27 protein-coding genes and 1 tRNA gene are annotated in these 24,739 nt (G+C 68.3%); 12 read left to right on the forward strand and 16 right to left on the reverse strand.

Annotation, left to right across the window (positions count from 1 at the left end):
* Window positions 1–49 precede the first annotated feature (49 nt).
* Complete coding sequence (locus F793_RS0106900; protein WP_081618652.1) at window positions 50–1,348, reverse strand: (Fe-S)-binding protein; 1,299 nt, start codon at window positions 1,346–1,348, stop codon at window positions 50–52.
* Between F793_RS0106900 and F793_RS0106905 the strand changes: the two genes are divergently transcribed.
* The 5 genes from F793_RS0106905 (at window position 1,347) to F793_RS0106925 (ending at window position 5,467) form a co-directional block, all read left to right on the forward strand.
* Window positions 1,347–2,084, forward strand: coding sequence for a YdiY family protein (locus tag F793_RS0106905; protein ID WP_018881704.1), 738 nt, complete (start codon window positions 1,347–1,349; stop codon window positions 2,082–2,084). The genes F793_RS0106900 and F793_RS0106905 overlap by 2 nt on opposite strands.
* 97 nt (window positions 2,085–2,181) lie before the next feature.
* The gene (locus tag F793_RS0106910) at window positions 2,182–2,487 is read left to right on the forward strand and encodes a ferredoxin (protein WP_018865917.1); all 306 of its coding nucleotides are present in this window, start codon (window positions 2,182–2,184) and stop codon (window positions 2,485–2,487) included.
* 65 nt (window positions 2,488–2,552) lie between these two features.
* Window positions 2,553–2,629 (forward strand) — tRNA-Met (locus F793_RS0106915).
* A gap of 167 nt (window positions 2,630–2,796) precedes the next feature.
* Window positions 2,797–3,006 (forward strand): hypothetical protein, encoded by a 210-nt coding sequence (locus F793_RS0106920; protein ID WP_018865916.1) that lies wholly within the window; start codon window positions 2,797–2,799, stop codon window positions 3,004–3,006.
* 211 nt (window positions 3,007–3,217) lie between these two features.
* Window positions 3,218–5,467: a hypothetical protein gene (locus tag F793_RS0106925; RefSeq protein WP_018875990.1), complete on the forward strand. Its 2,250-nt coding sequence runs from the start codon at window positions 3,218–3,220 to the stop codon at window positions 5,465–5,467.
* A 36-nt stretch (window positions 5,468–5,503) separates the two neighbouring features.
* On the opposite strand, the gene F793_RS0106930 is transcribed toward F793_RS0106925, so the two are convergent.
* The 3 genes from F793_RS0106930 to F793_RS0106940 are packed head-to-tail and all read right to left on the reverse strand — an operon-like array spanning window position 5,504 to window position 8,423.
* Window positions 5,504–6,517, reverse strand: coding sequence for a M14 family metallopeptidase (locus F793_RS0106930; protein ID WP_018881703.1), 1,014 nt, complete (start codon window positions 6,515–6,517; stop codon window positions 5,504–5,506).
* Between the two features lie 8 nt (window positions 6,518–6,525).
* The gene (locus tag F793_RS0106935; RefSeq protein ID WP_018881702.1) at window positions 6,526–7,965 is read right to left on the reverse strand and encodes a glutamate-cysteine ligase family protein; all 1,440 of its coding nucleotides are present in this window, start codon (window positions 7,963–7,965) and stop codon (window positions 6,526–6,528) included.
* Window positions 7,965–8,423, reverse strand: a complete 459-nt coding sequence (locus F793_RS0106940; protein ID WP_018865912.1) for a hypothetical protein — start codon at window positions 8,421–8,423, stop codon at window positions 7,965–7,967. Before F793_RS0106940 ends, F793_RS0106935 begins: the two co-directional genes overlap by 1 nt.
* A gap of 148 nt (window positions 8,424–8,571) precedes the next feature.
* On the opposite strand from F793_RS0106940, the gene F793_RS0106945 reads away from it, so the two are divergent.
* From F793_RS0106945 to F793_RS0106955, 3 genes are read left to right on the forward strand one after another with little or no spacing between them, the layout of a single operon-like run.
* Window positions 8,572–9,135, forward strand: coding sequence for an RNA polymerase sigma factor (locus F793_RS0106945; RefSeq protein ID WP_017942834.1), 564 nt, complete (start codon window positions 8,572–8,574; stop codon window positions 9,133–9,135).
* The gene (locus F793_RS0106950) at window positions 9,125–10,006 is read left to right on the forward strand and encodes a hypothetical protein (protein ID WP_019592788.1); all 882 of its coding nucleotides are present in this window, start codon (window positions 9,125–9,127) and stop codon (window positions 10,004–10,006) included. Before F793_RS0106945 ends, F793_RS0106950 begins: the two co-directional genes overlap by 11 nt.
* Window positions 10,007–10,028: 22 nt before the next feature.
* Complete coding sequence (locus tag F793_RS0106955) at window positions 10,029–10,517, forward strand: DsrE family protein (protein WP_018865910.1); 489 nt, start codon at window positions 10,029–10,031, stop codon at window positions 10,515–10,517.
* 45 nt (window positions 10,518–10,562) lie between these two features.
* Here F793_RS0106955 and murU read toward each other — a convergent pair whose 3' ends face one another.
* From murU to F793_RS0106970, 3 genes are read right to left on the reverse strand one after another with little or no spacing between them, the layout of a single operon-like run.
* The gene (gene murU / locus F793_RS0106960; RefSeq protein ID WP_019592789.1) at window positions 10,563–11,237 is read right to left on the reverse strand and encodes an N-acetylmuramate alpha-1-phosphate uridylyltransferase MurU; all 675 of its coding nucleotides are present in this window, start codon (window positions 11,235–11,237) and stop codon (window positions 10,563–10,565) included.
* Window positions 11,238–11,258: 21 nt separating this feature from the next.
* Window positions 11,259–12,254 (reverse strand): aminoglycoside phosphotransferase family protein, encoded by a 996-nt coding sequence (locus tag F793_RS0106965; protein ID WP_018881698.1) that lies wholly within the window; start codon window positions 12,252–12,254, stop codon window positions 11,259–11,261.
* Complete coding sequence (locus F793_RS0106970; protein ID WP_018881697.1) at window positions 12,251–13,021, reverse strand: phosphodiesterase; 771 nt, start codon at window positions 13,019–13,021, stop codon at window positions 12,251–12,253. Before F793_RS0106970 ends, F793_RS0106965 begins: the two co-directional genes overlap by 4 nt.
* 161 nt (window positions 13,022–13,182) lie before the next feature.
* On the opposite strand from F793_RS0106970, the gene dksA reads away from it, so the two are divergent.
* On the forward strand, window positions 13,183–13,608 hold the full coding sequence (gene dksA, locus F793_RS0106975) for an RNA polymerase-binding protein DksA (protein WP_018865906.1): 426 nt from the start codon (window positions 13,183–13,185) through the stop codon (window positions 13,606–13,608).
* A 7-nt stretch (window positions 13,609–13,615) separates the two neighbouring features.
* Here dksA and argA read toward each other — a convergent pair whose 3' ends face one another.
* From argA to F793_RS0106990, 3 genes are all read right to left on the reverse strand, one after another.
* Window positions 13,616–14,983 carry an amino-acid N-acetyltransferase gene (gene argA / locus F793_RS0106980; protein ID WP_038036951.1) on the reverse strand — a complete coding sequence of 456 codons (1,368 nt, stop codon included), beginning with the start codon at window positions 14,981–14,983 and terminating at the stop codon, window positions 13,616–13,618.
* A 371-nt stretch (window positions 14,984–15,354) separates the two neighbouring features.
* Window positions 15,355–15,828, reverse strand: coding sequence for a DUF192 domain-containing protein (locus F793_RS0106985; RefSeq protein WP_018865904.1), 474 nt, complete (start codon window positions 15,826–15,828; stop codon window positions 15,355–15,357).
* Between the two features lie 3 nt (window positions 15,829–15,831).
* Window positions 15,832–16,104 carry a heavy-metal-associated domain-containing protein gene (locus tag F793_RS0106990; protein ID WP_018865903.1) on the reverse strand — a complete coding sequence of 91 codons (273 nt, stop codon included), beginning with the start codon at window positions 16,102–16,104 and terminating at the stop codon, window positions 15,832–15,834.
* Window positions 16,105–16,186: 82 nt separating this feature from the next.
* On the opposite strand from F793_RS0106990, the gene ilvD reads away from it, so the two are divergent.
* Together ilvD and radC are read left to right on the forward strand one after the other, a co-directional pair.
* Window positions 16,187–18,040: a dihydroxy-acid dehydratase gene (gene ilvD / locus F793_RS0106995; protein WP_018865902.1), complete on the forward strand. Its 1,854-nt coding sequence runs from the start codon at window positions 16,187–16,189 to the stop codon at window positions 18,038–18,040.
* 85 nt (window positions 18,041–18,125) lie between these two features.
* Complete coding sequence (gene radC / locus F793_RS0107000) at window positions 18,126–18,797, forward strand: DNA repair protein RadC (RefSeq protein WP_018877243.1); 672 nt, start codon at window positions 18,126–18,128, stop codon at window positions 18,795–18,797.
* A gap of 27 nt (window positions 18,798–18,824) precedes the next feature.
* On the opposite strand, the gene F793_RS0107005 is transcribed toward radC, so the two are convergent.
* The 5 genes from F793_RS0107005 to F793_RS0107025 form a co-directional block, all read right to left on the reverse strand.
* Entirely contained in the window at window positions 18,825–19,403 is a 579-nt protein-coding gene (locus F793_RS0107005; protein WP_018879379.1) for a glycine zipper domain-containing protein, read from the reverse strand.
* A 121-nt stretch (window positions 19,404–19,524) separates the two neighbouring features.
* Window positions 19,525–20,706: an 8-amino-7-oxononanoate synthase gene (gene bioF, locus F793_RS0107010; RefSeq protein ID WP_018881695.1), complete on the reverse strand. Its 1,182-nt coding sequence runs from the start codon at window positions 20,704–20,706 to the stop codon at window positions 19,525–19,527.
* A 10-nt stretch (window positions 20,707–20,716) separates the two neighbouring features.
* The gene (locus tag F793_RS0107015) at window positions 20,717–21,469 is read right to left on the reverse strand and encodes a methyltransferase domain-containing protein (RefSeq protein ID WP_018881694.1); all 753 of its coding nucleotides are present in this window, start codon (window positions 21,467–21,469) and stop codon (window positions 20,717–20,719) included.
* Between the two features lie 12 nt (window positions 21,470–21,481).
* Window positions 21,482–22,477, reverse strand: coding sequence for a biotin synthase BioB (gene bioB, locus F793_RS0107020; protein WP_018879382.1), 996 nt, complete (start codon window positions 22,475–22,477; stop codon window positions 21,482–21,484).
* Window positions 22,474–22,932, reverse strand: a complete 459-nt coding sequence (locus tag F793_RS0107025) for a hypothetical protein (protein WP_026279170.1) — start codon at window positions 22,930–22,932, stop codon at window positions 22,474–22,476. Before F793_RS0107025 ends, bioB begins: the two co-directional genes overlap by 4 nt.
* Window positions 22,933–23,178: 246 nt before the next feature.
* Between F793_RS0107025 and F793_RS0107030 the strand changes: the two genes are divergently transcribed.
* Window positions 23,179–23,739, forward strand: a complete 561-nt coding sequence (locus F793_RS0107030) for a ComF family protein (protein WP_018876003.1) — start codon at window positions 23,179–23,181, stop codon at window positions 23,737–23,739.
* A 17-nt stretch (window positions 23,740–23,756) separates the two neighbouring features.
* On the opposite strand, the gene ubiA is transcribed toward F793_RS0107030, so the two are convergent.
* The gene (gene ubiA, locus F793_RS0107035; RefSeq protein ID WP_018865894.1) at window positions 23,757–24,626 is read right to left on the reverse strand and encodes a 4-hydroxybenzoate octaprenyltransferase; all 870 of its coding nucleotides are present in this window, start codon (window positions 24,624–24,626) and stop codon (window positions 23,757–23,759) included.
* Between the last annotated feature and the right edge of the window lie 113 nt (window positions 24,627–24,739).

Here is a 24,739-nt window from a genome sequence, read left to right on the forward strand (position 1 = left end):
TGGGGCATCAAGGCGTACCCCTCAAGAGTACCGCAAGCGGGGCCCGGGATCAGCGCCCAGCGGGGTCGTGAGCAGGGTTTTTCAGGCGCCGCACCAGGAATCGCGCGGGCGACAGGATGGCCGGCATATCCGCCTGGTCGCCGGCCAGGGCGCGCAGGTGCACGCTGCACCCGACATTCGGACTGATGATCACGTCCGGCGTGCCATCGCAGAGCGCCTGCAGCGTCTCGGTGCCCAGGCCGTCCGCCATGGCCGGCTGGGTCAGCATCGCAGTGCCACCCGCGCCGCAGCAATTCGGTGCGCCCGAGACCGGTGTCAGCGCGACCCCGGGCAGGCGCTCCAGCAAAGCGGGCAGTTCGCGCGCCTCGCGGGTGACGTTGCGCTGGGTGCAGGGCAGATGCAGCGCGATCCGGACGGGGGTGTCATCCCAGAGGTCCGCGGTGGTGCCCGCTTCCAGGTGCTGCGCCAGGAAGCGCGTGAGGCTCAGGCTGCGCCGGCCCAGGGTGCCTTCGGGGTATTCGCGCAGCGTGGCCTCGCAGCCACTGTCGAGGGCGATGACTGGCTGATCCCCGTCGCCAAAGGCCTCGAGGTTTCGTGTCTGCAGGGCCTGCGCGGCCGCGCGATGGCCGGTGTGCTGATCCAGCGCGCCGCAGCAGACCTGCCGCTGCGGGATCGCCACGCGCAGACCGAGGGCCTCGAGGACGTGCAGCGCCGCGTCCAGGTCGGGCCCGGTAAAGAAGCGGTCCATACAGCCGGTGAACAGCAGGACGTCGGCGTCGTCCGGCGTCGCGGTTGGGCGCAGCCGGGGGGCGGGGGCCAGGGAGTCCCGAGTATGGGCGAGGCTGCGTTCCCAGCCGCCGCGCGGGAGCAGGCGCTCCGCCCCCAGGCGTGCACCGGTCCGCGCGACCAGTCCCCCAAGGCTGCGCAGGGTTGGATGCAGCAGCGCCCGATGCTGGACGCTGTGCCGCCAGCGGTCCGCCCGCGACGGGGTGGCCGGGTGCTCGTCGAGGATCTCGCGGGCGTGATCGATCAGCGCCCCGAAGGGCACCCGTGCCGGGCACACTGCCTCGCAGGAACGACAGCCCAGGCACCCCTCGAGGTGCCCGCGCAGGCGCTCGGATTCGGGCGCAAGCCGGCCTTGCGCCAGACCCTGCATCAGGGTCAGTCGTCCACGCGGAGAGTCGCCCTCGACGCCGTGCCAGCCATAGGTCGGGCAGTGCGGCAGGCACAGCCCGCAGTGTACGCACTGGTCGGCGGCGGAAAGCCCCGAGAATCTCAGGGGCTGGTCCGATGCCCCCAGCGGCTTTGCTACGGTTTCGCCTTCATTTGATTCCGGGAGGTTTCCCATGCTCGTGCGTTCGTTTCGGCCCGTCGGGTCCGCGTTTGCCTCGCTCATCCTGCTGAGCATACCAGTCTCGCAGGGCCTGGCCTGGGAGGCCGAAGGCTGGCAGTCGACCATCGAGCTGGGGGCTTCCAAGACCACGGGGAACACCGAATCCACCACGGCCACGGGCCGCTTCCGCGCCGAGCACACCACCATCGACTGGCGGAATCGCATCCGGCTGGATGCCTACTTCCACGAGGAGGATGACGAGACCACCGGCGAGCGTTACGTCGCCGGCTACCAGGCGGACCGCAAGCTGGGCGAACACGACTATCTGTTCGGGGCGCTGCGCTACGAGCGGGATCGCTTCAGCAACTACGACTACCAGGGCTCGGCCACGGCCGGTTACGGTCGTCGCCTGATCGACGGCGAACGCGTGCGGCTGGACGGCGAGATCGGTGCCGGTATGCGCCAGGTGCGCATCCGCACCACCGGCGAGACCGAGAGCGAGCCGGTCGGCCGCCTGGCCGGCAACTTCCGCTGGGAGATCAGCGAGAACGCCCGTCTCACCGACGAGTTGCTGGTCCTGACCGGCAGCGACAACACCGAGATCGAGAACATCCTCGCCCTGACCGCGGATGTCACCAGTCGGATGTCCCTGCGCACCAGCTTTACCGTCAAGCACAACACCGACGTCGAGCCCGGCGTGGAAAATACCGACACCATCACGGACGTCAGTCTGGTTTATCGCTTTCGCTGAAGCGTCGGCGCGCTGAAGGCACCGACGCGAACGTTGCCATCCGTCGTGTTGCGGGCGGCAGGGTTATCATAAGCCGCAGGGATCACTGGAGACTTCCATGGGCTACTACCAGCGCCATATCTTCTTCTGCACCAATTGCCGCGAGGACGGCAACTGCTGCGAGGACCACGGGGCGACCGAGATGCGCGCCTACGCCAAGACCCAGGCCAAGGCCATGGGCATCCACGGCAAGGGCCAGGTGCGCGTGAACACCGCCGGTTGTCTGGATCGCTGCAACGAGGGTCCGGTCGCGGTGGTCTACCCGGAGGGCGTCTGGTACACCTACCAGGACGAGCGCGACATCGACGAGATCCTGGAAGAACACCTCAAGAACGGTCGCGTGGTCGAACGCCTGCAGATCTGAACCCCGCCCGGCGCCGCGCTGGCTTGACTTTATGCGCCGGCCTCCGGAGAATTCGCAGCCCGCGTGGCTACGTAGCTCAGCTGGTTAGAGCACATCACTCATAATGATGGGGTCCCCTGTTCGAATCAGGGCGTAGCCACCATCGAATCCCGGACAGGGGCTGTCAGCGATATGGCAGCCCCTGTTTTGTTTGGGGCCCCGGGTGGGGCGGTGTTGTATTGCCGGTATGCAGGGGCTCGGATAGACTGCGCGCCGGGTCGCGTGCCTGCGCGCGGGCGGCCCCTCAAGGGAGCAACCTCGGACGAATCCATGAAACGCTACGGAATCCGCATCCGCCTGCCGGAAGGCAGCACCATGGCCATGCCGCACCTGCTGGGGCCGGACTGGGAATCCTATCGCTGGTACGACAGCGAACAGGCGCGCGAGAAGGCGCTGGCCGACATGCAGCGCGACCTCCCCAACTACCGCAAGGGTGATCACGTCGCCCAGGTCCTCGAGCGCGTCGAACGCGACGCCTGACCGCCTCCGTCTGTCCGCCGGTCGCCCGACCGGTGCTCGCATGATCACGTCATCCTGACCGACTGGATGCCGCGAACGGCGTCCTTCGCATCTTTGTGCCTCCTCGTGGTTGAAACATGCCCCCCTGCGTGCTTTAGTGCGGGGCACAAACGGAATTGCATCACATTTTTGGGGCCTATTCCGGCCGCTCGGACTGCAGGAGTCGTTGACCATGCCGACAGAAGACACCAGCGAGAACATGGACCACGCAGTGCAGACCGAGCCGGAGGCGACCCGGACTGCCGATACCGAGACCTCGATCCGCAATCCATCGCGGGCGGCCCGGGCGACCCAGCCGCGCAACGCGGCGCGGTCGAATGTTCTGGAGGGTCAGGTCGAGCGCGGCGGCGAGCCCCACTACTTCACCGAACGCGATCTGGACCGGATCCTCGAGAATCTGGACCACCTGCGCAATTCGGTCTTCCCGCGCCTGACCAAGGGCAGCCCGACCGAGGAACAAAAGCAGCAGTTCTTCCCGTCGGTGTGTCTTATTGGCGTTGGCCGCTGCGGTTCGAACATCGCGCTGGACGTGGCGGCGCTGGTGCACAGTGCGCGCTCCAACTATCTGCGCGAACTGGATAACGAGGAGGCCGGTGGGCGCGAGAAGGAAGGCCGTCCGCTGCGCTGGATTCGCAAGAGCCTGAATCTGCCGCCAGCCAACGCGGTGAAGCCCGTCTTCCTGATCGAGCCGATGGTGATGCTGGGCGACCTCGACAAGGACATCGAGGGCCGCATCCGCTTCTCCAACCGGGCGGGGCAGAACAACTTCATCGACAACTACAACAAGATGAAGATCATGGACCTGTCCGAGGTGCACGCGGGTGGCGCGGGCAATGCCCCCATCCTGGGCCAGTACCTTGCGCGCATCATTCTGAACAAGGACACCGACCAGTTCGCCAACGAGGACTGGAAGTTCATCCATTCCTATCTGATCGATTCCTGCGGTATCAAGGCGAATCAGTCACGACTGTACTTCTATATCTTCAGTGCCGGCGGCGGCACCGGCTCCGGGATGGCCTCCGAATTCGGCCTCGCGCAGCAGTACTCCTATATGCGCAAGACCTTCGATCCCAAGCTGGAGAAGCGCGAGGCCGCGAATCGCGACCATTCCTTCGTGTTCGAGCCGATCTTCGCGGCGGGGATCTGCATCCTGCCGAACATCCAGGACAACCGCGTCGAGATGTCCGAGGCGCTGCACATCAACGCGGGGCGTCTGCTGTGCAAGTACCTGGCGGAGGAATGGGACTTCTCCTACAACTTCGAGGCCGAAGAGACGCGTGACGAGGACATGATGCATCGCATCCGGCCGTGGAACGCGATGATGCTGATATCCAACGACATCATGCGCTACGCGGAGGAGACCGACGACGGCAACATCCGCCACGTCGACGTGAACGCGATGGAGCGTTACGCCAACCAGTACATCTCCCAGCAGATCTTCAACATCCTGACCGCGCAGGCGGTGACCACCGACTACGACGAGGACTACTTCCGGCGTGCCGGGGTGGATATCGGCGAAACCATTCGCCTGGATGCCAACGACCTGTTCATGAGTCTGGCCGGTCCGGTTGCGGTCGCCTACGCGGAATCGGAGGTGACTACTGGCGAGGAGGCTTCCTCCAAGAGCTCTGCGCTGGATATCGACGACTTGTTCTTCCGCTCGATCGACCTGCCCCACTTCAACAAGCAGACCGAGGCCATCGAAGGGATCAGCCTGCTGCCGATCGACGCCCCGCGCTACCGCGAGGCACTGAAGGGGTACAAGGAATCGGACATGGACGCGACGCACCTGCGCGATCTGCATTTCTTCAAGAACTGCTCGTCCATTGTCACGATTCTGTCCCTGCCGAAGGACTACAAGCTGTCCTACATGGACCTGAATCGCCTGAAGTCCCACCTGAACGGCCTGTTCCCGAATACCACACTCAAGCGCTACGCCCTGGTTATTGGCGCCTCGGCCAATCTGTCGCTGACCACCCTGGTGGTGAAGAGCCCGTGCCTGTCGGACGACTTCCTGACCCTGTTCGTCGCCTACATCAAGCGCTGCTTTGCCAACGACAAGACGCGCTTCGACGACACCCTGGACCATGCGGTGCTGGATCTCATCCGGGCCGAGGAGTTCGACGAGGCGCGCATCGACGAGATGCTGAACGAACACGAGAACCCCACGCGCATCCTCGATACCAACTGGTACGCGATCAAGCCGATGTACGAGAAGAAATACCGCGAGATGTGCAGCAACGAGAAGAGCTTTGTCTCGATCAACGACATCCGTCTGAGCCGCGAGAACGTCAAGCAGGCGATCCGTTACCTGCGCGAGATCTACCGTCACCGCACGAGCAAGACGCAGATCATCAGCCTGAACGACGGCGGCAAGGCGGCTACGGCGGCGTCGAAGCGCCGCGCCAGCAGCAAGAAGTAGGGTGGCGGCCGCCGCAACGGCAGCCGCTGGGGCGCGTCAGGGAAGGGACAGCGGCTCCATCAGGTAGCACAGGCAGTCCTGGGCGATGACCCGGGTGTCCAGTGTGAGCATGGACGGCATGGCCGGGCGCTTGAGCCGGATCTCCTGGCCGGCGCGCTCCAGATATTCCCCGGTGACCTCCGAGCCGTCCTCGGCGATCGCGACCAGCGGCTCGTCGGCATCTTCGTGCACCTGTACTAGACGGGAACCGGCGGGCAGCAGCTGGAAGTTCAGGCCGTCGAGATCGGGTTCCAGGCGCACGTCGTGCTGTGCCTCCAGCCCGGCCTGCAAGCCGGGACGCACCCGGACTTGAGCCACCGTGTGGAAGAGCTCGATGGCGCCCTCCCGTGGCGGCTCGGGCGCGAAGTGGTCCAGATGCAGCACTGCGTCGATCATCTCGCGGGCGTGGTCCACACCGGCGGCGTCACCGGGGTGGCCGCACTCCAGGGTGACGGCCGGCGCGATGCGGGCCAGGGCCATGGAGGCGACCCCGCGCGGCCGGGTGAAGTAGACCACGGTGCGCCCGAACAGCGCGGCCAGGTTCAGAAACGGGGGGTCCAGGCGATTGATGCAGGCGTAATGGGGATTGCGCCCGGTGTTGTTGTGCAGGTCGATCGCGGCGAACAGGCCGCGTCCCTCCAGGCGGCGGCAGAGCGCGGCAAAGACATCGGCCTCGCGCGAACCGGCCTGTTCGGTGCCCGGCCAGATGCGATTGAAGTCCGGCTGGTCGTCCAGGTGGCGCTGATTGACGGCCGCCGCCTGCGGGTTGCCCACGATCAGCGTCAGGGCGCGTGGCAGCGGCCGCCCGGTGTAATGACGCAGGAGCTGCTGTACCGCGTGCAGGCCCACCGGTTCGTTGCCGTGCAGCAACAGGACCACGGCCACCGCGGGTTCGCGCTGGCCTTCCAGGTGGATCAGGGCCGGGCCGGGCACGCACTGGTGCAACGTCTCGGGCGTGGCTTCGAGGAAGCCGTCGGGTAGTTCGAAGTGTTCGATGATGGATTGCGTCACGGGTTTCCTCAGAGTCCCCAGGTGTGGACCGGCGCGCCGGTGTTCTGCCAGCCACGATAGGCGCGAACCAGCCCGGGCCAGTCGCGCCCGTGGCGCGCGACCCAGTCCCGCTGCCAGCGTGCGCCGGTCTGGCGGCTGGCCACGCGCGCGGCGATGATCCCGAGCAGGGCGTCGCGTTCGCTGCGCTCGATGCCCAGGCGCTCCAGGCCTTCGGCTGCCCGGGGCAGCAGGTCGCGGGTGATCAGGCGGGGCGCCGGGGCCGGTTCGCGGTGGCCCCAGCGCAGGCGCGCGTCCAGTCCGTGCCGGGCTGCATTGTAGAAGTTGTCGCGGGCCTCGGAAAACGGGGTCTCCAGCGTGCCGTCCGGCGATTCGGCGACCAGGTGCTCGATCAGGCCCAGGGCGAAGGCCGTGTTGGCCAGCATGTCGATCAGTGAGGGGCCTGCGGGCAGGCAGCGGAACTCCAGGCGCAGACTGCGGTGGCCATCGGCGTCGCAGCCGACGATGGGGCGGTTCCAGCGCCAGATGGTCCCGTTGTGGAAGGCGAGGTGAGCCAGCTGGTCGGCCGGTTCGTCCAGTGCCACCGGCAACAGGACCGGAAAGTGCTCCAGGTTCTCGGTGAACAGCTCGCCGATCGAGTCATGCAGATAGCCGGTGCCGAAGGTCACGCGCCGGATCGGGCCGCGTGCCGAGTTGGCGAATCCGCCTACCTCCACGGACTGCTCGAACAGCGGGATGCGGCTCTCGGCCCACAGGTCGTGGCCGAAGATGTAGGGCGTGTTCCCGGCGGCGGCGAGGACCGGAGCGGCCGCCACCAGCGAGGCGTTGTAGGCCCGATGGGCGCGATCGGGCCGGGTCTCGATATGCACCTGGAAGGAGGTCGCCGCGGCCTCCAGCATCACATCCGCGTGGCGGTGCTGCAGGTGTTCGTGGCCGACGATATCCACCTCCAGCGGGCGCTGGGCGCGCTGTTCCAGGATGGCGCTGTTCAGCGCCCGATAGCGGGCCTGCCGGGACATGTGGTGGAGCCCGAGATCGGCTGGCTCCAGGGTCGGCAGGCTCCCGGCCATCAGCAGGTCGGCTCCGGCATGACGGGCGGCTCGCCGCGCCTGGCGCAGGGTCTCGCGCAGCTCCTCGAGGATCGCGCCGAAGCAGCCGGGGCCGGCGCGGAAGACGCTACTGTTCAGTTCGACATTGAACTGGGCCAGCTCCCGGGTGGCCAGCGGGCTGTCCATCGCCGCGAGAAAGGCCTCGTTGACCGGCAGCGGGCGCCCTTGTGCGTCGCACAGCCAGGCCTCGATCTCGAAGCCGAGTCGCGGCGGCGGCGCGGGGTCGGCGGCCGCCTGTGTGCGCAGCCAGTCCAGCAGCCGGGCCGTCTCGTCGGCCAGAGCCTGGTGAAAACGGTCGAAATCCGCCGCGCCGAAGTGCTCCTCGCGGATTTCCCGGCCCACTAGTCCTCGTCCCGGCCGTCGGTGTCCGGGGCCTCGTCGTAGAGGCTCTCCAGGAGGTCGCCCCAGATCTGTTCGTGGTGCTCGATGAAGGCCAGCAGGTGCTTGCGGAAGGCGAGGTAGTCGGCCTCGAAGGTCTCGAAATCGGCACCACCGTTCAGCAGCTTGGCGGCGCGGTCGGTCTGCTGCAGGCTGTCGCGCAGGTTGAGGCTGGCGGCCATCGCGCCCTTCACGCGTTCGCGTTCGTGCGGGATCCAGGCGCGGTCCGACAGCATGGAGCGCAGGTTCTCGCCCAGCTCCAGCAGGCGCTTGCGCAGGCGCGGGACGGCCCCGATGGTGCCGGTCTTGAGTTCGCCCCAGACCGCGTCGGTGATCAGCCGTGACCAGCGCTCGCGCAGGTCCTGCACGGTGTCGGGGTCGAACGCGAACGCGCGCTCCAGTTGTTGCGGATCGAATGGCATTGGGTATCCTGATCGACGGAATCGGGGGTGCGCGATTTGTGCGGTCGCAAGGCCGGAGTATCGGAATAGCCCCGCGCCCGGTAGCGTCCTACAGGGTACAAGAACAAGCAAGGCCGCATGTACGGCCTGCGGATGGAGGAAACACAACATGGCAACCTGGTTCGCGCAGCGTAGGCTGCGCCAGAAGGTATGCGACCTGCGGCCCCAGATGTACCGCATGGCCTTTGCGTGGTGTCACGATGCCGCGCTGGCGGATGATCTGGTGCAGGAGGCGATGATGAAGGCCCTGACCCGGCTGAAGTCGCTGCAGGACGAGAGCGCCCTGAAGGCGTGGGTGTTCCGGATCATGACCAACTGCTACCGCGACTGGGGACGGCGGCAGAAGGACACGGTGGACGTGGACAGCATGGAGCTGCCCTGCGAGGACTGCCCGGAGCAGCAGACCGAACGCAACCGCATGGTGGCGGACGTTCACCGGGCGATGGCCGAACTGAGCACCGATCACCGGCAGGTGGTCGCGCTGGTGGACCTCGAAGGCTTTGCCTACTCCGAGGTCTCGGAGGTGCTGGATGTACCCATCGGCACCGTGATGAGTCGCCTGAGCCGGGCTCGGGCACAGTTGAAGAAGGTGCTGCTGGAGCAGCAGGCCGACACGGGGAAAGCGGCCGATACACCCTATCTCAAGGTAGTGAGGAATCGGCATGTCGAATGAACGACTGAGTGCAAGGAACCGCCCCAGCGAGGAGATCCTCAACGCCTTCGTGGATGGCGAGTTTTCTCCCGAGGATCGTCTCTACACCCTGAAGACGATTGCCTCCAGCGAGCACCTGAGCCGCGAAGTCTGCGACATGCACCAGCTCAAGGAGCTGGTGAACATGGCGTACGAGGATGTGCCGGCTGGTCGCACCGGGGCCCCCGGCGGGCGCTGCCGGTTGTCGCGCGGCGGTCGTTCGGCCTGGTTCCCTTCGGTCGCCGCCGGGGTGCTCGCGCTGGTCGTGGGTTCGCTGGGCGGCTACGAGATCACCCGGGATGCCGGTTTCTTCGGCGGCGAGCCGTCGGCCGCGATCGATCAGGACGCCGGGGCCATGGCGCAGATGGCCGCCAGCGATGACGTCGCGGGCGGCGCGGCGGCGCCACAGCAGGTGTTTTCCGCCACCGAGACCGACCAGATCCTGCTGCATATCAATGAAGCCGATCGCCGCGCGATGGCGGAGCTCCTGGATGACATCGAGAGCATGTACCGCGAGGCGGCCGCCGTCGGGCGCGATCTGAACGTGCAGGTCGTGGTGCACAACAATGCGATGGACCTGCTGCGTACCGACAGCGCCCCGTATCCGGAGCGGGTTGCCAGCATGGCGCAGGATTACCCCACGCTGCGCTTCACCGCCTGTGCCCAGACCCTGAACCGCCTGGCGCAGGATTACCCCACGCTGCGCTTCACCGCCTGTGCCCAGACCCTGAACCGCCTGGCGCGCGAGGAGGGCAAGACGGTCGACATCCTGCCGCAGGCCGAGCTGATCGATTCTGGCGTCGCCGAGGCGGCCCGCCGTCAGGCCGAGGGCTGGATCTACATCAAGGTCTGATCCGGCCTTGCCGGCACCCCGCATGTCGCCCGCGAACCGCACAAGACGCCCCGGCTGGTTTCTGGCCGGGGCGTTTCTGTTGATGCTGATCGCGGGCGGCGCGACGGCATTGTTGTTTGGCACGGTCGCCGACGCCCCGGCCGCCGACGAGCCGCTCCGGGTGGTTTATCACATCAATTCCGATGACCCGGAGCTCCACCTGAATGCCCTGCGTAATCTGCAGAATCACATTGATGGCAGCCCTGATGGCTCACCGCTGGAGATCAAGGTGCTGATGCATGGCAGTGGCATCACCCTGCTGCAGCACGCGCGCAGCGATCCGGATCTGCGCAGTACGGTGAATACCCTGAAACTGCAGGATGTCCGTTTTCTGGTGTGCGGCAACACGATGGCCTCGCGCGGGCTGGAGCGCGAGGATCTGCACGAGGTGGCGGAGCAGGATGTGGTGCCCAGCGGCATCGTGGAACTGACCCGGTTGCAGCGCGCCGGGTATACCTACATCAAGCCCTGATCGGGGCGATGGCGCGGGTGCCGTTCACTTCGTGACGGCGGGCGCTCAGCGTTTCCCCAGCTCGGCGTCCAGTGCCGCCAGGCGCTCCGGGGTACCGATGTCGCGCCAGTCTCCGGTGTGGTGCTCCCCGGTGATGCGGCCGGCGGCGATGGCCGGGCGCAGCAGGGGGCCGAGCGCATGGCGGCCGGGCGGCAGATCGCGGAAAAGGGCCGGGTCGTACCAGCCGATGCCGCTGAAGGTCAGGGCCTCGCCGTCGTCGAGCCCGATCTGTGCGTCCTTCAGGGTGAAGTCGCCCCGCGGGTGATGCTCCGGGTTGTCCACCAGCACAAGGTGCGCGAGGGGCCGGTTGGTGGACCGGCGCAGGGTCTCCGGCGGGGTCAGCGGATGGTCGCACCAGACATCGCCGTTGACGACCAGGAACGGCGCGTCGCCCAGCAGCGGCAGCGCCTTGCGGATGCCGCCCGCGGTCTCCAGGGCCCCCTCGGGCTCTGGTGAGTAGTGGATCGCCAGACCGGCGTGCTGCGCGCCCAGCGTCGTGCGGATCTGCTCGCCCAGGTGCGCCAGGTTGATCACCACCTCGCGGTAGCCCGCGGCCGCCAGGCGGTCCAGGGTGTAGGTGATCAGTGGGCGCCCGCCGACTGGCAGCAGGGGTTTCGGGCAGTGGTCGGTCAGCGGGCGCATGCGTTCGCCGCGGCCGGCGGCCAGGATCATCGCGCGCATGGATCCGTGTGTCCCCATGGTCTAGTTGTCCTGCAAGCGTTCGGGCATGTCGGTACGGAACCAGGCAGCGACCGGCTCCACCTCCGGATGCATCAGCCCCTGCGCCAGCAAGCGGTGCAGGCGGGGCAGGTGCTCCAGGTAGCGGGGCTTGGCATCGCGCCGCGCGAGGCGCACGAAGATCCCGAGGATCTTGGTGGTGCGCTGGACGCCGAGGACCCGGTAGTGGTGCATGAATGCCGCGCGGTCCCAGGATGCAGCCGCGAGGTAGCGCTCCAGGCCCTGCGCCACGGTGTCCGGGGACACCTCGCGGCGGGCATCCTCCAGCAGCGAGACGACATCGTAGGCCGGGCTGCCGATGACTGCGTCCTGAAAATCCAGCACGGCGCAGGCCCGGTCCTCGCCGGGGGGCAGCATCAGGTTGTCGACGTGGAAGTCGCGCAGCACCAGCGTGTCGTCGAGGGCGGGGAGACCTTCGAGGGTCTCGCGCCAGGCTTCCAGGAACATGTCGCGCTGCGTCGGTTCCATCGCGGTACCGTGTTGTTCCGGCCAGTACCAGTCGGCAAACAGGGCAGCCTCGTCGAGCAGACGCGGCATGTCGTAGGCGGGCAGGGCCGGGGCCGTCGCGGCCCTGGACGGCCAGGCGCTGTGGAGCTGGAGCAGGGTGTCGATGGCGCGGTCGTACAGCGGGCCTTCTGTGGACCCCTCGGCCAGTGCCCGGGTAAAGGTCCGGTCACCCAGATCCTCGAGCAGGACGAATCCGGCTGCCGGGTCGTGCGTCAGCACGCGCGGCGGGCGCAGACCCAGCGACTCCAGCAGCCCCGCGATCTGCACGAACGGTTCGGTGGCCTCGCGCTCCGGCGGGGCGTCCATCAGCACCACCGGCTCGCCATCGCGGTGCAGGCGGAAATAACGGCGGAAACTGGCATCCGCACGCAACAGGGCAAGGTCCGTGAAATCGCCTGGCTGGCGCGCGAGCCAAGCCTGGAGCTGATGGCTGCGGGTATCGTCCGGGATCATGTGCAGGCCTCCCCGGATACGCGCTGGATGCGGGTGTCGAGCCGTCCGTCCGGGTGCAGGTCCAGCACGCGATAGCCGGCGGCCTCGGTATCCAGCGCGAAGCGTTCGGATCCGGGGGCGAACTGGATGCAGGTGGAGGGGCAGCCGAGCAGCTCGATGCCCTGGCGTTTGCCGCGGAAGTCCTGGTGGATGTGGCCGAACAGGCAGGCCCGCACACGCGGGTGGCGATCCAGCACCGCGAACAGGTCGTCCGGATTGGTCAGGCCGATCCGGTCCATCCATGCGCTGCCAATCGGGACGACCGGGTGATGGATGGCGATCAAGCCCCAGTGCTCCGGATGGCTGGTCAGTAACTGATCCAGTCGTTCCAGCTCGGCGGGTTCGATACGGCCGGTCGCCTGGCCCGCGACCGCCGAATTGACGCCGATCAGGAGCCAGTCGCCCTGTATGCGGTGGCCGTCCAGGGGGTACCCGGCCGTGTCGAACGCGCGGTGCAGGGTGTGCCAGTCGTCGTGATTGCCGGCCAGTCCGGCGACGGGCCAGCCCTTTACGTGCTGGTCGAGTAGGCCCAGCAGACGCGCGTAGGCGGCCGGCGTGGGATCCTCGGCCAGGTCGCCGGTCAGCCAGAGCAGGTCCGGCCGGTCCTCGTTCCGGGCCAGTGCCTCGAGGACCCGTGCGAGCTGGCGGTCGCTGTCGGGGTAGCCGGCCCGGATCGGGCCTGGCTCCCGGCCCAGGTGGGTGTCGCTGATCTGGAGGATGCGCTGCATGCGGGCTGTGTCGGTGTCCGTGGTTCCAGGGATGTGCATCGGGGCGGGTTTTTCTGTTTGCCGCCCGACGGGGGGATTGCCCTATACTCGATCGGGTGTACCGCGTATCGCGCCGGGGCCTTTCCGCATGGGGCGGAAAGGGGCCTGGCGAGGGGCCCGAGATGAGCCAAGATGCCAAGACCCGCCCGGATTCCGGGTACCGCCCGTCCGAGGACGAACCCTACATGAATCCGCGTCAGCTGGACTACTTTCGCGCCAAGCTCGAGGCCTGGCGTGCCGAGCTGATCGAGGAATCGGAACAGACCCTGGAGCACCTGCGCAGCGAGAGCTGGCAGGAGCCCGACCCCAACGACCGGGCGAGTCACGAAACGGATGCCGGCTTGGAGCTGCGCACGCGGGATCGCTACCGCAAGCTGCTGAACAAGATCGACGCGGCGCTGGCGCGCATCGACCGCGGCGAATACGGCTACTGCGAGGAGACCGGCGAGCCGATCGGGATTGCCCGACTGGAGGCGCGGCCCATCGCCACCCTGAGCGTTGCCGCCCAGGAGGCCCACGAGCGCGACGAGGCCCGCTACGCGCAGTAGTCCCTGGCTATGCTTCGGTCAGGTTGCGGGTGAAGACCCGCGAGTTGCGCGCCTGGTTGTACCGGGTCTGGCGGCTCGCGGGGAGATCATCCACCTGGCCCGGGGTGTAGCCACGCTCCTGGAACCACTGCGCGGTGCGCGTAGTCAGCACGAACACCCGCCGGATCCCCTGCTCCCGCGCCAGCTGTTCCATCGCCTGCAGCAGGCGGTCGCCGCGGCCGCTGCCGCGGTAGTCGCCGTGAAGGGCCAGGCAGGCGATCTCCGCCGCATCCGCCTCGAACGGATACAGCGCGGCCGTGCCAATGATCAGGCCGTCCGCCTCCAGCACCTGAAAGCGGTCGATCTCCAGCTCCAGGTGTTCACGCGCGCGGTGCACCAGGATGCCTTCGGCCTCCAACGGTTCCAGCAGCGCGTGGATGCCGCCCACGTCGTCGAGCGTGGCCGGGCGCAGGCGTTCCAGCGGCTCGCGCGAGACCAGGGTCCCGATCCCCTGACGGGTGAAGAGTTCGGTCAGCAGCCCGCCGTCGTCGTGCCGATCCACCAGGTGCACCCGCATCGCGCGCTGGTGGCAGGCATCGATCGCGCTCCTCAAATGGTTCGCCAGTTCCTCCGGCAGGTCGGGGCTGGTCTCCAGCAACTCCTGCGCGGCCGGCACGGTGAGCTGGTCGAGCACGCCGTGTTCCGGGTCACGCAGCACGCCGGCCTCGGTCAGGAAGATCAGCTTGTCGGCATTCAGTGCGATCGCCACCTGGGTGGCGACGTCTTCCCCGGAGAGATTGAAGACCTCGCCGGTGGGGGAGTAGCCCAGCGGTGACACCAGGGCGACCTGCTCGCGCTCCAGCAAGGCCGCGAGCGCGTTGGTATCCACCCCGCGGACCTCGCCGGTGTAATGGAAGTCCACCCCGTCGCGCACACCCAGCGGTCGGGCGGTCACGAAATTGCCGCTGGCCACGCGCAGCCGCGCGTTCCCGGTGCCGGGTTGGCCCAGGCTGCGGGACAACAGCCCCTCGATCTGCAGGCGCAGCCGGCCGACCGCGTCCAGCACGGCCTCCAGCGCCGGGGCATCGGTTACGCGCAGGCCATTGGCATAGGCCGGGGTCAGCCCGCGCTCGCCCATGCGGGCCTCGATCTGCGGCCGGGCGCCGTAGACCAGCACCACCCGGATGCCGAGGGCATTGAGCTTGGCGATGTCGCGCATCAGCGCCGGGAATTCCGGCGCCTGGGCGGCCTCGCCCGCCAGCGCGATCACCATGGTGCGTCCGCGGTGGGCCGCGATATACGGCACGGCATCGCGGAACCACGCGAGTTCCCCGGGCTGCGGGGCTCGGCGCAAGGGTGCGCCGGGGCGGGCGGATGGGTGGGGCGTGGTGGTCACGTGCGCGTCCGTTTCCTGAGGATGTCCTGAGCCGACAGTCTAGGGAAACACGGATCAATGTACACACTCGCGTTGGCACCCCAGGTTTTCCGAGGCAAGGCGCGGTGCGCAGCCGGTAGTGGTTCTACCGGCAAGGGCCGCAACGCAGGATCGGGGAACCTGGGGTGCCAACCCCGAAGGGGCTCGGCCGCTTTTGCATGCCCACGGCGTTGCGGCTCCCTTGTGCAGAACGACTGCACGGCAGTCACCGCGCCTTGTTCGCGCGCAAAAGCGACTCGAGCGCGAGCGTGTACATTGATCCGTGTTTCCCTAGTGAAAACACGGATCAATTTGCGCGTCGGCAGCCCGGGCCGCGTTGTGCTGGAAAGGTGTCAGTCGTTCCCGCCGACGATTCGCTCCAGGTCGGGTACGCGATCGCCGGCCGCGACGCCGTGCCGCTCGAACCAGCCGGCATTGACCTCCAGCGCGTAGCGCACGGGGCGTTTCGCCTCATGGATGCGGGTGGAGTGGGGTGTCATGGATGCGATGTTGGTGATGGTGAAATCGGCATCGATAAAGGCCACATCCAGCGGGATGCGGGTGTTATGCATCCACATGCCGTACTGCGCCGGACGCGGCCATATGAACAGCATGCCGTGGTCGTCCGGCAGGTGGTCGCGGTGCATCAGGCCGATCCGGCGGGCGCGGTCCGTCGCGGCGATCTCGACGGTAAGGGTCTGTTCACCGATGTCCAGGTCGGCCGTCGGGAGCCCGTTTTCGGCCTGCGCGCACCCCGCGCCAAAGCCGACGAACAGGATCAGCCAGGCCAGCCCGGCCCAGGCCCGGCCCGGCGATCGGAGTGGCACGGCCTAATCGCCGCTCATGCGCCCCACAGCGCAGCTGGCGAAGGACTTGGCCTTGGCACTGGTGGAACGCCAGCCGGAGACCGATCCCACCTCGGGGTAGCCCATGCTGGCGAGCTTGGCGGCGACCGCTTCGCGGGCGCTGTCCGGGGCCTGGACCTCGACGGCGCCGCCTTCCACGTCGACCTCGGCCTCAGTGACGCCTTCGACCTGCAGCAGGCCCTTGCGGATGGAGCTGGCGCAGCCGCCGCACTTGATGTTCTCGACCTCGATTTTCATTGCCGGGACCTCGGGATACTGGGGTTTGTACGACTCATTATGTACGATTCCGCTTCTGCGTAAACGTTCACGAGACCCGACCATGCCCGCCTATCGCTCCCGCACCACCACCCACGGCCGCAACATGGCCGGTGCCCGCGCCCTGTGGCGCGCCACCGGCATGAAGGATGGCGACTTCGGCAAGCCGATCATCGCCATTGCCAACTCCTTCACCCAGTTCGTGCCCGGGCACGTGCACCTGAAGGATCTGGGCCAGCTGGTCGCCGGCGAGGTGGAGAAGGCCGGTGGTGTGGCCAAGGAGTTCAACACCATTGCGGTGGATGACGGCATCGCGATGGGTCACGGCGGGATGCTCTATTCGCTGCCCTCGCGCGAGATCATCGCCGACTCGGTCGAGTACATGGTCAATGCCCACTGCGCCGACGCGCTGGTGTGCATCTCCAACTGCGACAAGATCACCCCCGGGATGCTGATGGCCGCGATGCGCCTGAACATCCCGGTGGTGTTCGTCTCCGGCGGCCCGATGGAGGCCGGCAAGGTGCAGGCCCCGGGTAGCGACAAGGTCATCCATCTGGACCTGGTGGACGCGATGGTCAAGGCCGCCGACTCCAGCGCCAGCGACGAGGAGGTGGAGTCCATCGAGCGCTCCGCCTGCCCGACCTGCGGCTCCTGCTCCGGCATGTTCACCGCCAACTCGATGAACTGCCTGACCGAGGCCCTGGGCCTGTCGCTGCCGGGCAACGGCTCGCTGCTGGCCACCCATGCCGGCCGCAAGTCGCTGTTCGAACAGGCCGGCCGGCGCGTGGTCGAGCTTGCGAAGCGCTATTACGAGCAGGACGACGCATCCGTGCTGCCGCGTTCGATCGCTACCTTCGAGGCCTTCGAGAATGCGATGAGCCTGGACATCGCCATGGGCGGCTCCACCAACACCGTGCTCCATCTGCTGGCGGCCGCGCGCGAGGGCGAGGTCGACTTCACCATGGCGGACATCGACCGCCTGTCGCGCAAGGTCCCGAACCTGTGCAAGGTGGCCCCGGCCACCCAGCTCTACCACATGGAGGACGTGCATCGCGCCGGTGGCGTGGTCGGCATCCTCGCCGAGCTGGATCGTGGCGGGCTGATCCACCGCGACATCCCGACGGTCCACGCCGACACCATGGGCCAGGCCCTGGAACAGTGGGACGTGATGCGCCACGCCGCCGAATCCGAGACTCTGTACAAGGCCGCGCCGGGCGGCGTGCCCACCCAAGTCGCGTTCAGCCAGGACAAGACCTGGGACAGCCTGGATATCGACCGCGAGAACGGCTGTATCCGCGATATCGAACATGCCTACTCGACCGACGGCGGCCTGGCCGTGCTCTACGGCAACATGGCCCCGGACGGCTGCATCGTGAAGACCGCGGGGGTCGACGAGAGCATCCTGAAGTTCTCCGGCCCCGCGCGGGTGTTCGAGAGCCAGGACGCGGCCGTCGAGGCAATCCTCGGCGACCGCATCCAGGCGGGTGACGTCGTGATCATCCGCTACGAGGGCCCGAAGGGCGGCCCCGGCATGCAGGAGATGCTCTACCCGACCTCGTATCTGAAGTCCAAGGGGCTGGGCAAGGAATGCGCGCTGATCACCGACGGGCGCTTCTCCGGCGGCACCTCCGGGCTGTCCATCGGGCACGTCTCGCCGGAGGCCGCGCAGGGCGGCGCGATCGGCCTGATCGAGGAGGGCGACACCATCGTGATCGACATCCCCGGGCGCGAGATCCGCATCGACGTCGACGACGCCATCCTGGCGGCCCGGCGCGAGGCGATGGAGGCCCGCGGCGCGAAGGCCTGGAAGCCCGAGTCGCGGACCCGTCCGGTCACCCAGGCCCTGCGCGCCTACGCCCTGATGACGACCTCCGCCGCCTTCGGCGCGGTGCGCGACATCTCCCGCTTCGAGGACTGACCGAGGGCAACAGGCGGGCTTGCAGGATGTCTTGAGCGGCGCCCTGGACCGAAAAACCAAACGACCGAACCACAGGGAGGTGGGGATGGCGATTACCGACTGGCCCGCGGCCGAACGCCCGCGGGAGAAGCTGATCGAGCGCGGCGCGGCCGCGCTTTCCGATGCGGAGCTGCTGGCGATCTTTCTGCGCACCGGCGTGGCCGGCAAGAGCGCGGTCGATGTCGCCCGCGATTTGCTTAACCGTTTCGGCGGGCTGCGGCCGCTGCTGCAGGCCGATCAGGCGGGGTTCTGCGCGGCGCCGGGGCTGGGCGATGCCAAGTACGCCCAGCTCCAGGCGGTACTCGAGATGGGGCGGCGGCACCTGGCCGCCGACCTGGAGCGTGGCGATGCACTGACCTCGCCAACCGCGACCCGCCAGTTCCTCGCGGCGCGCCTGCGCGACTATCCCTTCGAGGTCTTTGCGGTCCTGTTCCTGGACAACCGCCATCGGGTGATCGCCTTCGAGGAGCTCTTTCGCGGCACCATCGACGGCGCCTCCGTACACCCGCGCGAGGTGGTGCGGCGTGCCCTGCGGCACAACGCGGCGGCGGTGATCCTGGCGCACAACCACCCCTCGGGCGTGGCCGAGCCGTCGCGCTCGGATGTCGCCATCACCCGCCGCCTGGCCGATGCCCTTGGGCTCGTGGACGTCCGGGTCCTCGATCATGTGATCGTCGCCGACGAGAGCGTGTCCCTGGCCGAGCGCGGCGAGTTGTAGCGCCTTGTCCCTGGCGGGCCCCGCCGGTCAGCCGCGGATCTCCCAGTGCCCGGGCTCCGACGGACAGGCGGTGCCGGTGTGACGCTGGCCGTCGATGGTCATCTCGAAGTCGCGGCAGCCACTGTCGCGGTTGCGGCGCGGGGTCAGCTGTACCGGCTGGTCATGGGCATTGCGCCAGTGCACGGTCTGGCCGGTCTCGGCCAGTTCCAGGGCGTGTCCCATGCAGGCCTGGTCGTTGCGATCCATCTGGCGGCCGATCATGCCGCCCAGCACCGCGCCCCCGGCCGCGCCGATCAGGATCGCGACCGGGTCGCCATCGCCGACCCGATGGCCGATCACGGCCCCCGCGCCGCCACCGATGGCGGCCCCGATCGCGTCGCGGTTGCAGCGCCCGTCCATCACGCCGTAATCCCGCTCCCAGCGTTCATAACTGTGACCGTGGTAGCCGTGATAGCCCGAGTCGTTCTGCGCGCGCCAGCCGTGGGCCGGTGCCCAGGGCGGTGGCGAGGCCAGGGTATCGGCGGCAAATCCGAACAGCAGTGCGGCGGCCAGTACCTTCAGGTGCGCGGGCAGGCCGCGACGGGATTGGGTGCGTTTCCGTGCCATGGTCCGTCTCCTTTTGATCGGATACGGGCCCAGCTTGGCGTTGTTTCGCTGAACGGTTGTTTAACGTGGCGGGGTGTTTTGCGGAAGCGTGAACGGCTGCGTGTCGGGACTGTGCGCGGTTTCACGTGGTGGTGGCGGCGAGCGCGTGCTCCAGCGCCCGTAGCAGCGTATCCACTTGAGACTCGGTGTGGCTGGCGGACAGCGTGATGCGCAGCCGCGCCTGGCCCTCGGGGACCGTCGGCGGGCGGATGGCCGGGACCAGGAAGCCGGCGGCCAGCAGCCTCTCGGCTACGGCACTGGCGCGGCGGGCGTCACCGATGTGGACCGGCTGGATCGGGGTCAGGGGCGGCGGGTGCTGCAGGCCGAGCCGGTCCAGGCCTGCCCCCAGGCGTTGCAGCAGGCCCTGCAGGTGCGCACGCCGATCCGTGGCGGTCTCGGCGATCCGTACGGAGGCCAGCGTGGCGGCGGCCAGGGCGGCCGGCATCGCGGTGGTGTAGATGTAGGAGCGCGCGGTCTGGATCAGGGCCTCGATCAGGGCCTCGGAGCCGGCGACGAAGGCCCCGGCGGTGCCGAAGCCCTTGCCCAGCGTGCCCATCAGGATCGGGACGTCGTCCGCGCCAAGGCCGTGGTGCTGGCAGCTGCCGCCGCCGGTCGTACCCAGCACCGACAGGCCGTGGGCATCATCCACCATCAGCCAGGCGTCGAACTCGCGTGCCAGCGCGGCCAGTTCCGGCAGCGGGGCGATGTCGCCGTCCATGGAGAACACCCCGTCGGTCACGATCAGCCGGTGACCACGATCGGGGGCCTGCTCCAGACGTTCGCGCAGGTGCCCGGGATCGGCATGGTGATAGCGCTGGCTGCGCGCGCCGGCCAGGCGTACCGCGTCGATCAGCGAGGCATGGTTCCAGCGGTCCTCGAACACCGTGTCGTGGCGGCCGGCCAGCGTCTGTACCAGCGCCAGGTTGGCCATGTAGCCGGTGGAGAACAGCAGCGCGCGCTCACGGCTGGTAAAGCGCGCCAGCGCCTGCTCCAGTTCCACATGGGCGCGGGTGTGGCCGTTGATCAGATGGGCCGCGCCGGCCCCGACCCCGTAGCGGTCGAGGGCCTCGCGGGCGGCGGCGGTGACGGCCGGATCGGCCGCCAGGCCCAGGTAGTCGTTGGAGCAGAAGGCGACGACTGGCTGGCCGTCGATGACCTGTTCCGGCTGCTGCGGACCGTCCAGCGTGCGCAGACGGCGCCAGCGTGCGTCCGCCCGTACCCCGTCGAGGCGGGCCTGCAGGAAGGCCTGCAGTGACTTGCTCATGGTGAGTCGCTCACGGCCGCAGCCCGGCACGCAGGAAGATCGGCCAGTGCACGCGGACGGTGATGTCCGCGTTCGGCCACAGCGCGCGCAGGGCCGGCTCCAGTGCGGCCAGCGGATCCTGCCCGGCGGCCTGCGCGCGGCGGATGGCCGACCAGGTGCCGAGGTAGCCGAGCAGGGTGTTGCGGTCCCAGTCGCGGTCGATCCGAAACTCGGGTGTCTCGATCTCCGCCCAGGGGAAGGGCAGGTCGCGGTAGTGGCTGCGGATGTGGCTGCGCTCTTCCGGCCACCAGGGCGCCAGGGTGGTGTCGTGGAAGTCGGTCAGCAGGCGGTCCAGCGCCGGATCCTCGGCGCGCAGGATGCCGTAGCCCCAGATCGCCAGCAGGCCGCCCGGGCGCAGGACGCGTGCAACCTCGTCATGGAACTCGGAGTGGCGAAACCAGTGTGCGGCCTGGGCGACACAGGCGAGATCTACCGAGGCGTCGGCCAGCGCGCAGGCCTCGGCGGCGCAGGCGATGCGGTCGATCCCGGTGGTCGCCGGCAGGGCGGCCAGCAGGGCCGGGGCGGCGTCTGTCGCCACGACCTGCGGGAAGTGCGGCTGCAGGCCCTGCGCGGCCTGGCCGTTGCCGCTGGCGCAGTCCCAGGCCCGTTCGTGGCGCGGGGTGTGCGCGGCCAGCCAGTCAAACAGCTCGGCGGGGTAGTCCGGGCGGTGGCGGGCATACGCCGCCGCCACCGCCGAGAAATGATCGGGAAAGTCGCCCGCCACCGGCCGCTTGGCTCAGGCCGATGCGGAGGCGGGCCGGTCCGATTCCGCAGGGGCTTCCGGCCCGGTCTCCGGGCGCAGGCCCAGGCGTTCGAACAGCGCGAGGTCGTGATTCTCGCCGGGGTTCGGCGTGGTCAGCAGGGTGTCGCCGTAGAACAGCGAGTTGGCGCCGGCCAGGAAGCACAGGGCCTGCATCTCGTCGGACATCTCGGTGCGCCCGGCGGAGAGGCGCACGTAGGAGGCCGGCATCAGGATGCGGGTCGCGGCGATGGTGCGCACGAACTCCAGCGGGTCGAGGTCCTCGATCCCGTGCAGCGGCGTGCCCTCGACCTGGATCAGCTGGTTGATCGGGACCGATTCCGGGTGCTTCGGCAGGTTGGCCATCTGCTGCAGCAGGCGCGCGCGGTCGCGCCGCGACTCGCCCATGCCGAGGATGCCGCCGCAACAGACGTTCATGCCGGCCTCGCGCACATGCTCCAGGGTCTCCAGGCGGTCCTCGTAGGTGCGCGTGGAGATGATGTGCCCATAGAACTCCGGCGAGGTGTCGAGGTTGTGGTTGTAGTAGTCCAGCCCCGCCTCGGACAGGCGCTTCGCCTGTTCGGCCTTCAGCATGCCGAGGGTCATGCAGGTCTCCAGCCCCTCGTCCTTGACGGCGCGTACCATCTCGATCACGCGCTCCAGGTTCTTGTCGGTGGGGTTGCGCCAGGCCGCGCCCATGCAGAAGCGGGTCGCGCCCTGGGCGCGGGCGTTGCGCGCGGCCTCGAGCACTTCCTCCAGCGGCAGCAGGCGCTCGCGCTCCAGTTCCACGTCATGGTGCGCGCTCTGCGGGCAGTAGGCGCAGTCCTCCGGGCAGGCCCCGGTCTTGATCGACAGCAGCGTGCTCACCTGCACCGCGTTCGGGTCGAAGTGCTCGCGGTGCACCGTCTGTGCACGGAAGATCAGGTCGTTCAGCGGCAGGTCGAGCAGGGCCTCGACCTCGTTGGTATTCCAGTCGTGGCGGGGCGTGCTCATAGGTGGTGGTCCTCGTCGGATTCGGCGGGGATCTCGACATCCGCCCAGGGCTCGCGGTAGATGGTGAACAGCGCGTAGATCGTCCAGGGCAGCAGGATGGCCGCGGCGATCGCCCAGTAGGCGCGGTAGTAGTCGAGATCCGGCGGGAAGAAGGTGGCGACCACGATCAGCGCGCCCATCAGCGCGTAGTAGCGGTACGCGGCCCACTGGGTGTGATGGCCGACGCGCGGATCGGGGTGGTGCTTGTTCAGGGCATAGACCAGCATGGAGCCGCCGAACCACAGGACCAGCGGGACGATCCCCATGATCGCGGCGATGATGAAACCGACCCCGACCCCCTCGCTGCTGACCACGAACAGCGGGATGCCGGCGATCGACACGCTGATCAGGTTGCCGATGTCGAACATCGACGCGGCGCGCCGAGAGCTGCGCCCGGAGACGGTCCTGGTGGCCATGGTCTACCCTGCATGCAAAACGCAGAGCATACCATCATGCCCCTGACCCCTTCATCGCAACCGGGCCCTGTGCATGCCGTGGCCGCGCGTTGGACGGCCTGGTCAGCTGCCTGCGCCGAGTGGCTGGCGGAGGCCCTGTACCCGTCCCATTGCGGCCTGTGCCTGGCGCCCGGACCGGCGGTCTGCACGGGCTGCCGGGGCGATCTGCCACCACTGGAGCGCCCGTGTCCCACCTGTGCGCTCCCCTTGCCGACGGCCGGGGTGTGCCCGGCCTGCGTGCGCCAGCCCCCGGCGCTGGACGCGCTGCACGCCGGATGGGCCTATGCCTGGCCGCTGGACCAGTTGATCCTCGCCTACAAGCATGGCGGCAATGTTCGGGCCGAGCGGGCCCTGGCGGCGCTGGCGGGCCATGTCGCCCGGGTGGCCTTTGACGGTGGCGGCCAGGGACGTCGGTCCTCGCCCGATACGGTGCTGCCGGTGCCGCTGCACGGGCGGCGGCTGCGCGAGCGCGGTTTCAATCAGTCGGATGTCCTGGCCCGGCGCGTGGCGGCGGAATTGGGGGCGGCGCTGGAGACCCGGGCGTTGCGGCGCATTCGGGCCACCGCGTCGCAACAGGCGCTGGGCCGCAAGGCCCGCCGGAGCAATGTGAAGGGGGCCTTTGCCTGGCGCGGCGAGGATCTCGCGGGGCGGCATGTGCTGCTGGTGGATGATGTGGCCACCACCGGGGCGACGCTGTCGGCGCTGGCCGGCGTGCTGCGGCGGGCGGGTGCCGAGCGGGTGGAGGGGCTGGTACTGGCGCGTGCCTGAGCCGCCCAGGGGGCGCGTCAGGCGCCGAGGTGATGGTCGGCGATCATCGCTAGCAGGACCACGGCGCCCAGGTAGTGGTTGTTCTTGAAGGCCCGCAGGCAGTCGGCAGGCTCGCGCTCGAAGATCAGGAACTGCTGGTAGAACATCAGCATCGCCACGATCACCAGCCCGGCCGTGTAGTAGCCCCCGAACCCGGCGTGCTGGCCGACCAGGTAGAGCCCGTACCAGACCAGGACCTGCAGCCCGGCGGTGATCAGGCGGTCCAGCTCGCCGAAGGCGATCGCGGTGGACTTCACGCCGATCTTCAGATCGTCCTCGCGATCCACCATGCCGTAGAAGGTGTCGTACACCACGGTCCAGGCCAGAACCGTCACGAACAGCAGCCAGGCGACGGGCGGTGGATGCTCGCCGGTGACCGCGGTGAAAGCCATTGGCACGGCCCAGGCAAAGGCCGCGCCCAGATGGACCTGCGGGAAGTGGTGGAAGCGCTTGGAGAACGGATAGGTGCCGGCCAGCGCAACGGCCACCAGGGAATACAGGATGGTCAGCACATTGGTGAACAGCACCAGCACGAAGGCGACCACGCTGAGCGCCACGAAGGTGCCCAGGGCCTCGCGCGGGGTGATCGTGCCGATCGCCAGCGGACGGTCGCGGGTACGGGCCACGTGGGCGTCGAAGTCACGGTCGGCGTAGTCGTTGATCGCGCAGCCGGCCGAGCGCATCAGGACCACGCCGGCGGTGAAGATGAAGATCAGATAGGCGGGCGGCCAGCCGTCGGCCGCTACCCACAGGGCCCAGAAGGTGGGCCACAGTAGCAGGTAGATGCCCACCGGGCGATCCAGTCGGATCAGGCGGGCGAGTTCCCACAGGCGTTCGCGCTCGGTCATGGCGGCTTAGGGAGACACTGATTGGATTGCACGCTCGCGCTCGAGTCGCTTTTGCGTGCGAACAAGGCACGGTGACTGCCGTGCAGTCATTCTGCACAAGGGAACCGTAACGC

The sequence above is a fragment of the Thioalkalivibrio sp. ALE22 genome (assembly GCF_000381445.1).
In the GTDB taxonomy this organism is placed as follows: Bacteria; Pseudomonadota; Gammaproteobacteria; order Ectothiorhodospirales; family Ectothiorhodospiraceae; genus Thioalkalivibrio.

What these genes read in the sequence shown, in the direction of transcription:
- F793_RS0106905 (WP_018881704.1), top strand. Translation starts at nt 1,347, where the DNA reads ATGCTCGTGCGTTCGTTTCGGCCCGTCGGGTCCGCGTTTGCCTCGCTC.
- F793_RS0106900 (WP_081618652.1), bottom strand. Translation starts at nt 1,348, where the DNA reads ATGGGAAACCTCCCGGAATCAAATGAAGGCGAAACCGTAGCAAAGCCG.
- F793_RS0106910 (WP_018865917.1), top strand. Translation starts at nt 2,182, where the DNA reads ATGGGCTACTACCAGCGCCATATCTTCTTCTGCACCAATTGCCGCGAG.
- F793_RS0106920 (WP_018865916.1), top strand. Translation starts at nt 2,797, where the DNA reads ATGAAACGCTACGGAATCCGCATCCGCCTGCCGGAAGGCAGCACCATG.
- F793_RS0106925 (WP_018875990.1), top strand. Translation starts at nt 3,218, where the DNA reads ATGCCGACAGAAGACACCAGCGAGAACATGGACCACGCAGTGCAGACC.
- F793_RS0106940 (WP_018865912.1), bottom strand. Translation starts at nt 8,423, where the DNA reads ATGCCATTCGATCCGCAACAACTGGAGCGCGCGTTCGCGTTCGACCCC.
- F793_RS0106945 (WP_017942834.1), top strand. Translation starts at nt 8,572, where the DNA reads ATGGCAACCTGGTTCGCGCAGCGTAGGCTGCGCCAGAAGGTATGCGAC.
- F793_RS0106950 (WP_019592788.1), top strand. Translation starts at nt 9,125, where the DNA reads ATGTCGAATGAACGACTGAGTGCAAGGAACCGCCCCAGCGAGGAGATC.
- F793_RS0106955 (WP_018865910.1), top strand. Translation starts at nt 10,029, where the DNA reads ATGTCGCCCGCGAACCGCACAAGACGCCCCGGCTGGTTTCTGGCCGGG.
- murU (WP_019592789.1), bottom strand. Translation starts at nt 11,237, where the DNA reads ATGCGCGCGATGATCCTGGCCGCCGGCCGCGGCGAACGCATGCGCCCG.
- F793_RS0106965 (WP_018881698.1), bottom strand. Translation starts at nt 12,254, where the DNA reads ATGATCCCGGACGATACCCGCAGCCATCAGCTCCAGGCTTGGCTCGCG.
- F793_RS0106970 (WP_018881697.1), bottom strand. Translation starts at nt 13,021, where the DNA reads ATGCAGCGCATCCTCCAGATCAGCGACACCCACCTGGGCCGGGAGCCA.
- dksA (WP_018865906.1), top strand. Translation starts at nt 13,183, where the DNA reads ATGAGCCAAGATGCCAAGACCCGCCCGGATTCCGGGTACCGCCCGTCC.
- F793_RS0106990 (WP_018865903.1), bottom strand. Translation starts at nt 16,104, where the DNA reads ATGAAAATCGAGGTCGAGAACATCAAGTGCGGCGGCTGCGCCAGCTCC.
- ilvD (WP_018865902.1), top strand. Translation starts at nt 16,187, where the DNA reads ATGCCCGCCTATCGCTCCCGCACCACCACCCACGGCCGCAACATGGCC.
- radC (WP_018877243.1), top strand. Translation starts at nt 18,126, where the DNA reads ATGGCGATTACCGACTGGCCCGCGGCCGAACGCCCGCGGGAGAAGCTG.
- F793_RS0107005 (WP_018879379.1), bottom strand. Translation starts at nt 19,403, where the DNA reads ATGGCACGGAAACGCACCCAATCCCGTCGCGGCCTGCCCGCGCACCTG.
- bioF (WP_018881695.1), bottom strand. Translation starts at nt 20,706, where the DNA reads ATGAGCAAGTCACTGCAGGCCTTCCTGCAGGCCCGCCTCGACGGGGTA.
- bioB (WP_018879382.1), bottom strand. Translation starts at nt 22,477, where the DNA reads ATGAGCACGCCCCGCCACGACTGGAATACCAACGAGGTCGAGGCCCTG.
- F793_RS0107025 (WP_026279170.1), bottom strand. Translation starts at nt 22,932, where the DNA reads ATGGCCACCAGGACCGTCTCCGGGCGCAGCTCTCGGCGCGCCGCGTCG.
- ubiA (WP_018865894.1), bottom strand. Translation starts at nt 24,626, where the DNA reads ATGACCGAGCGCGAACGCCTGTGGGAACTCGCCCGCCTGATCCGACTG.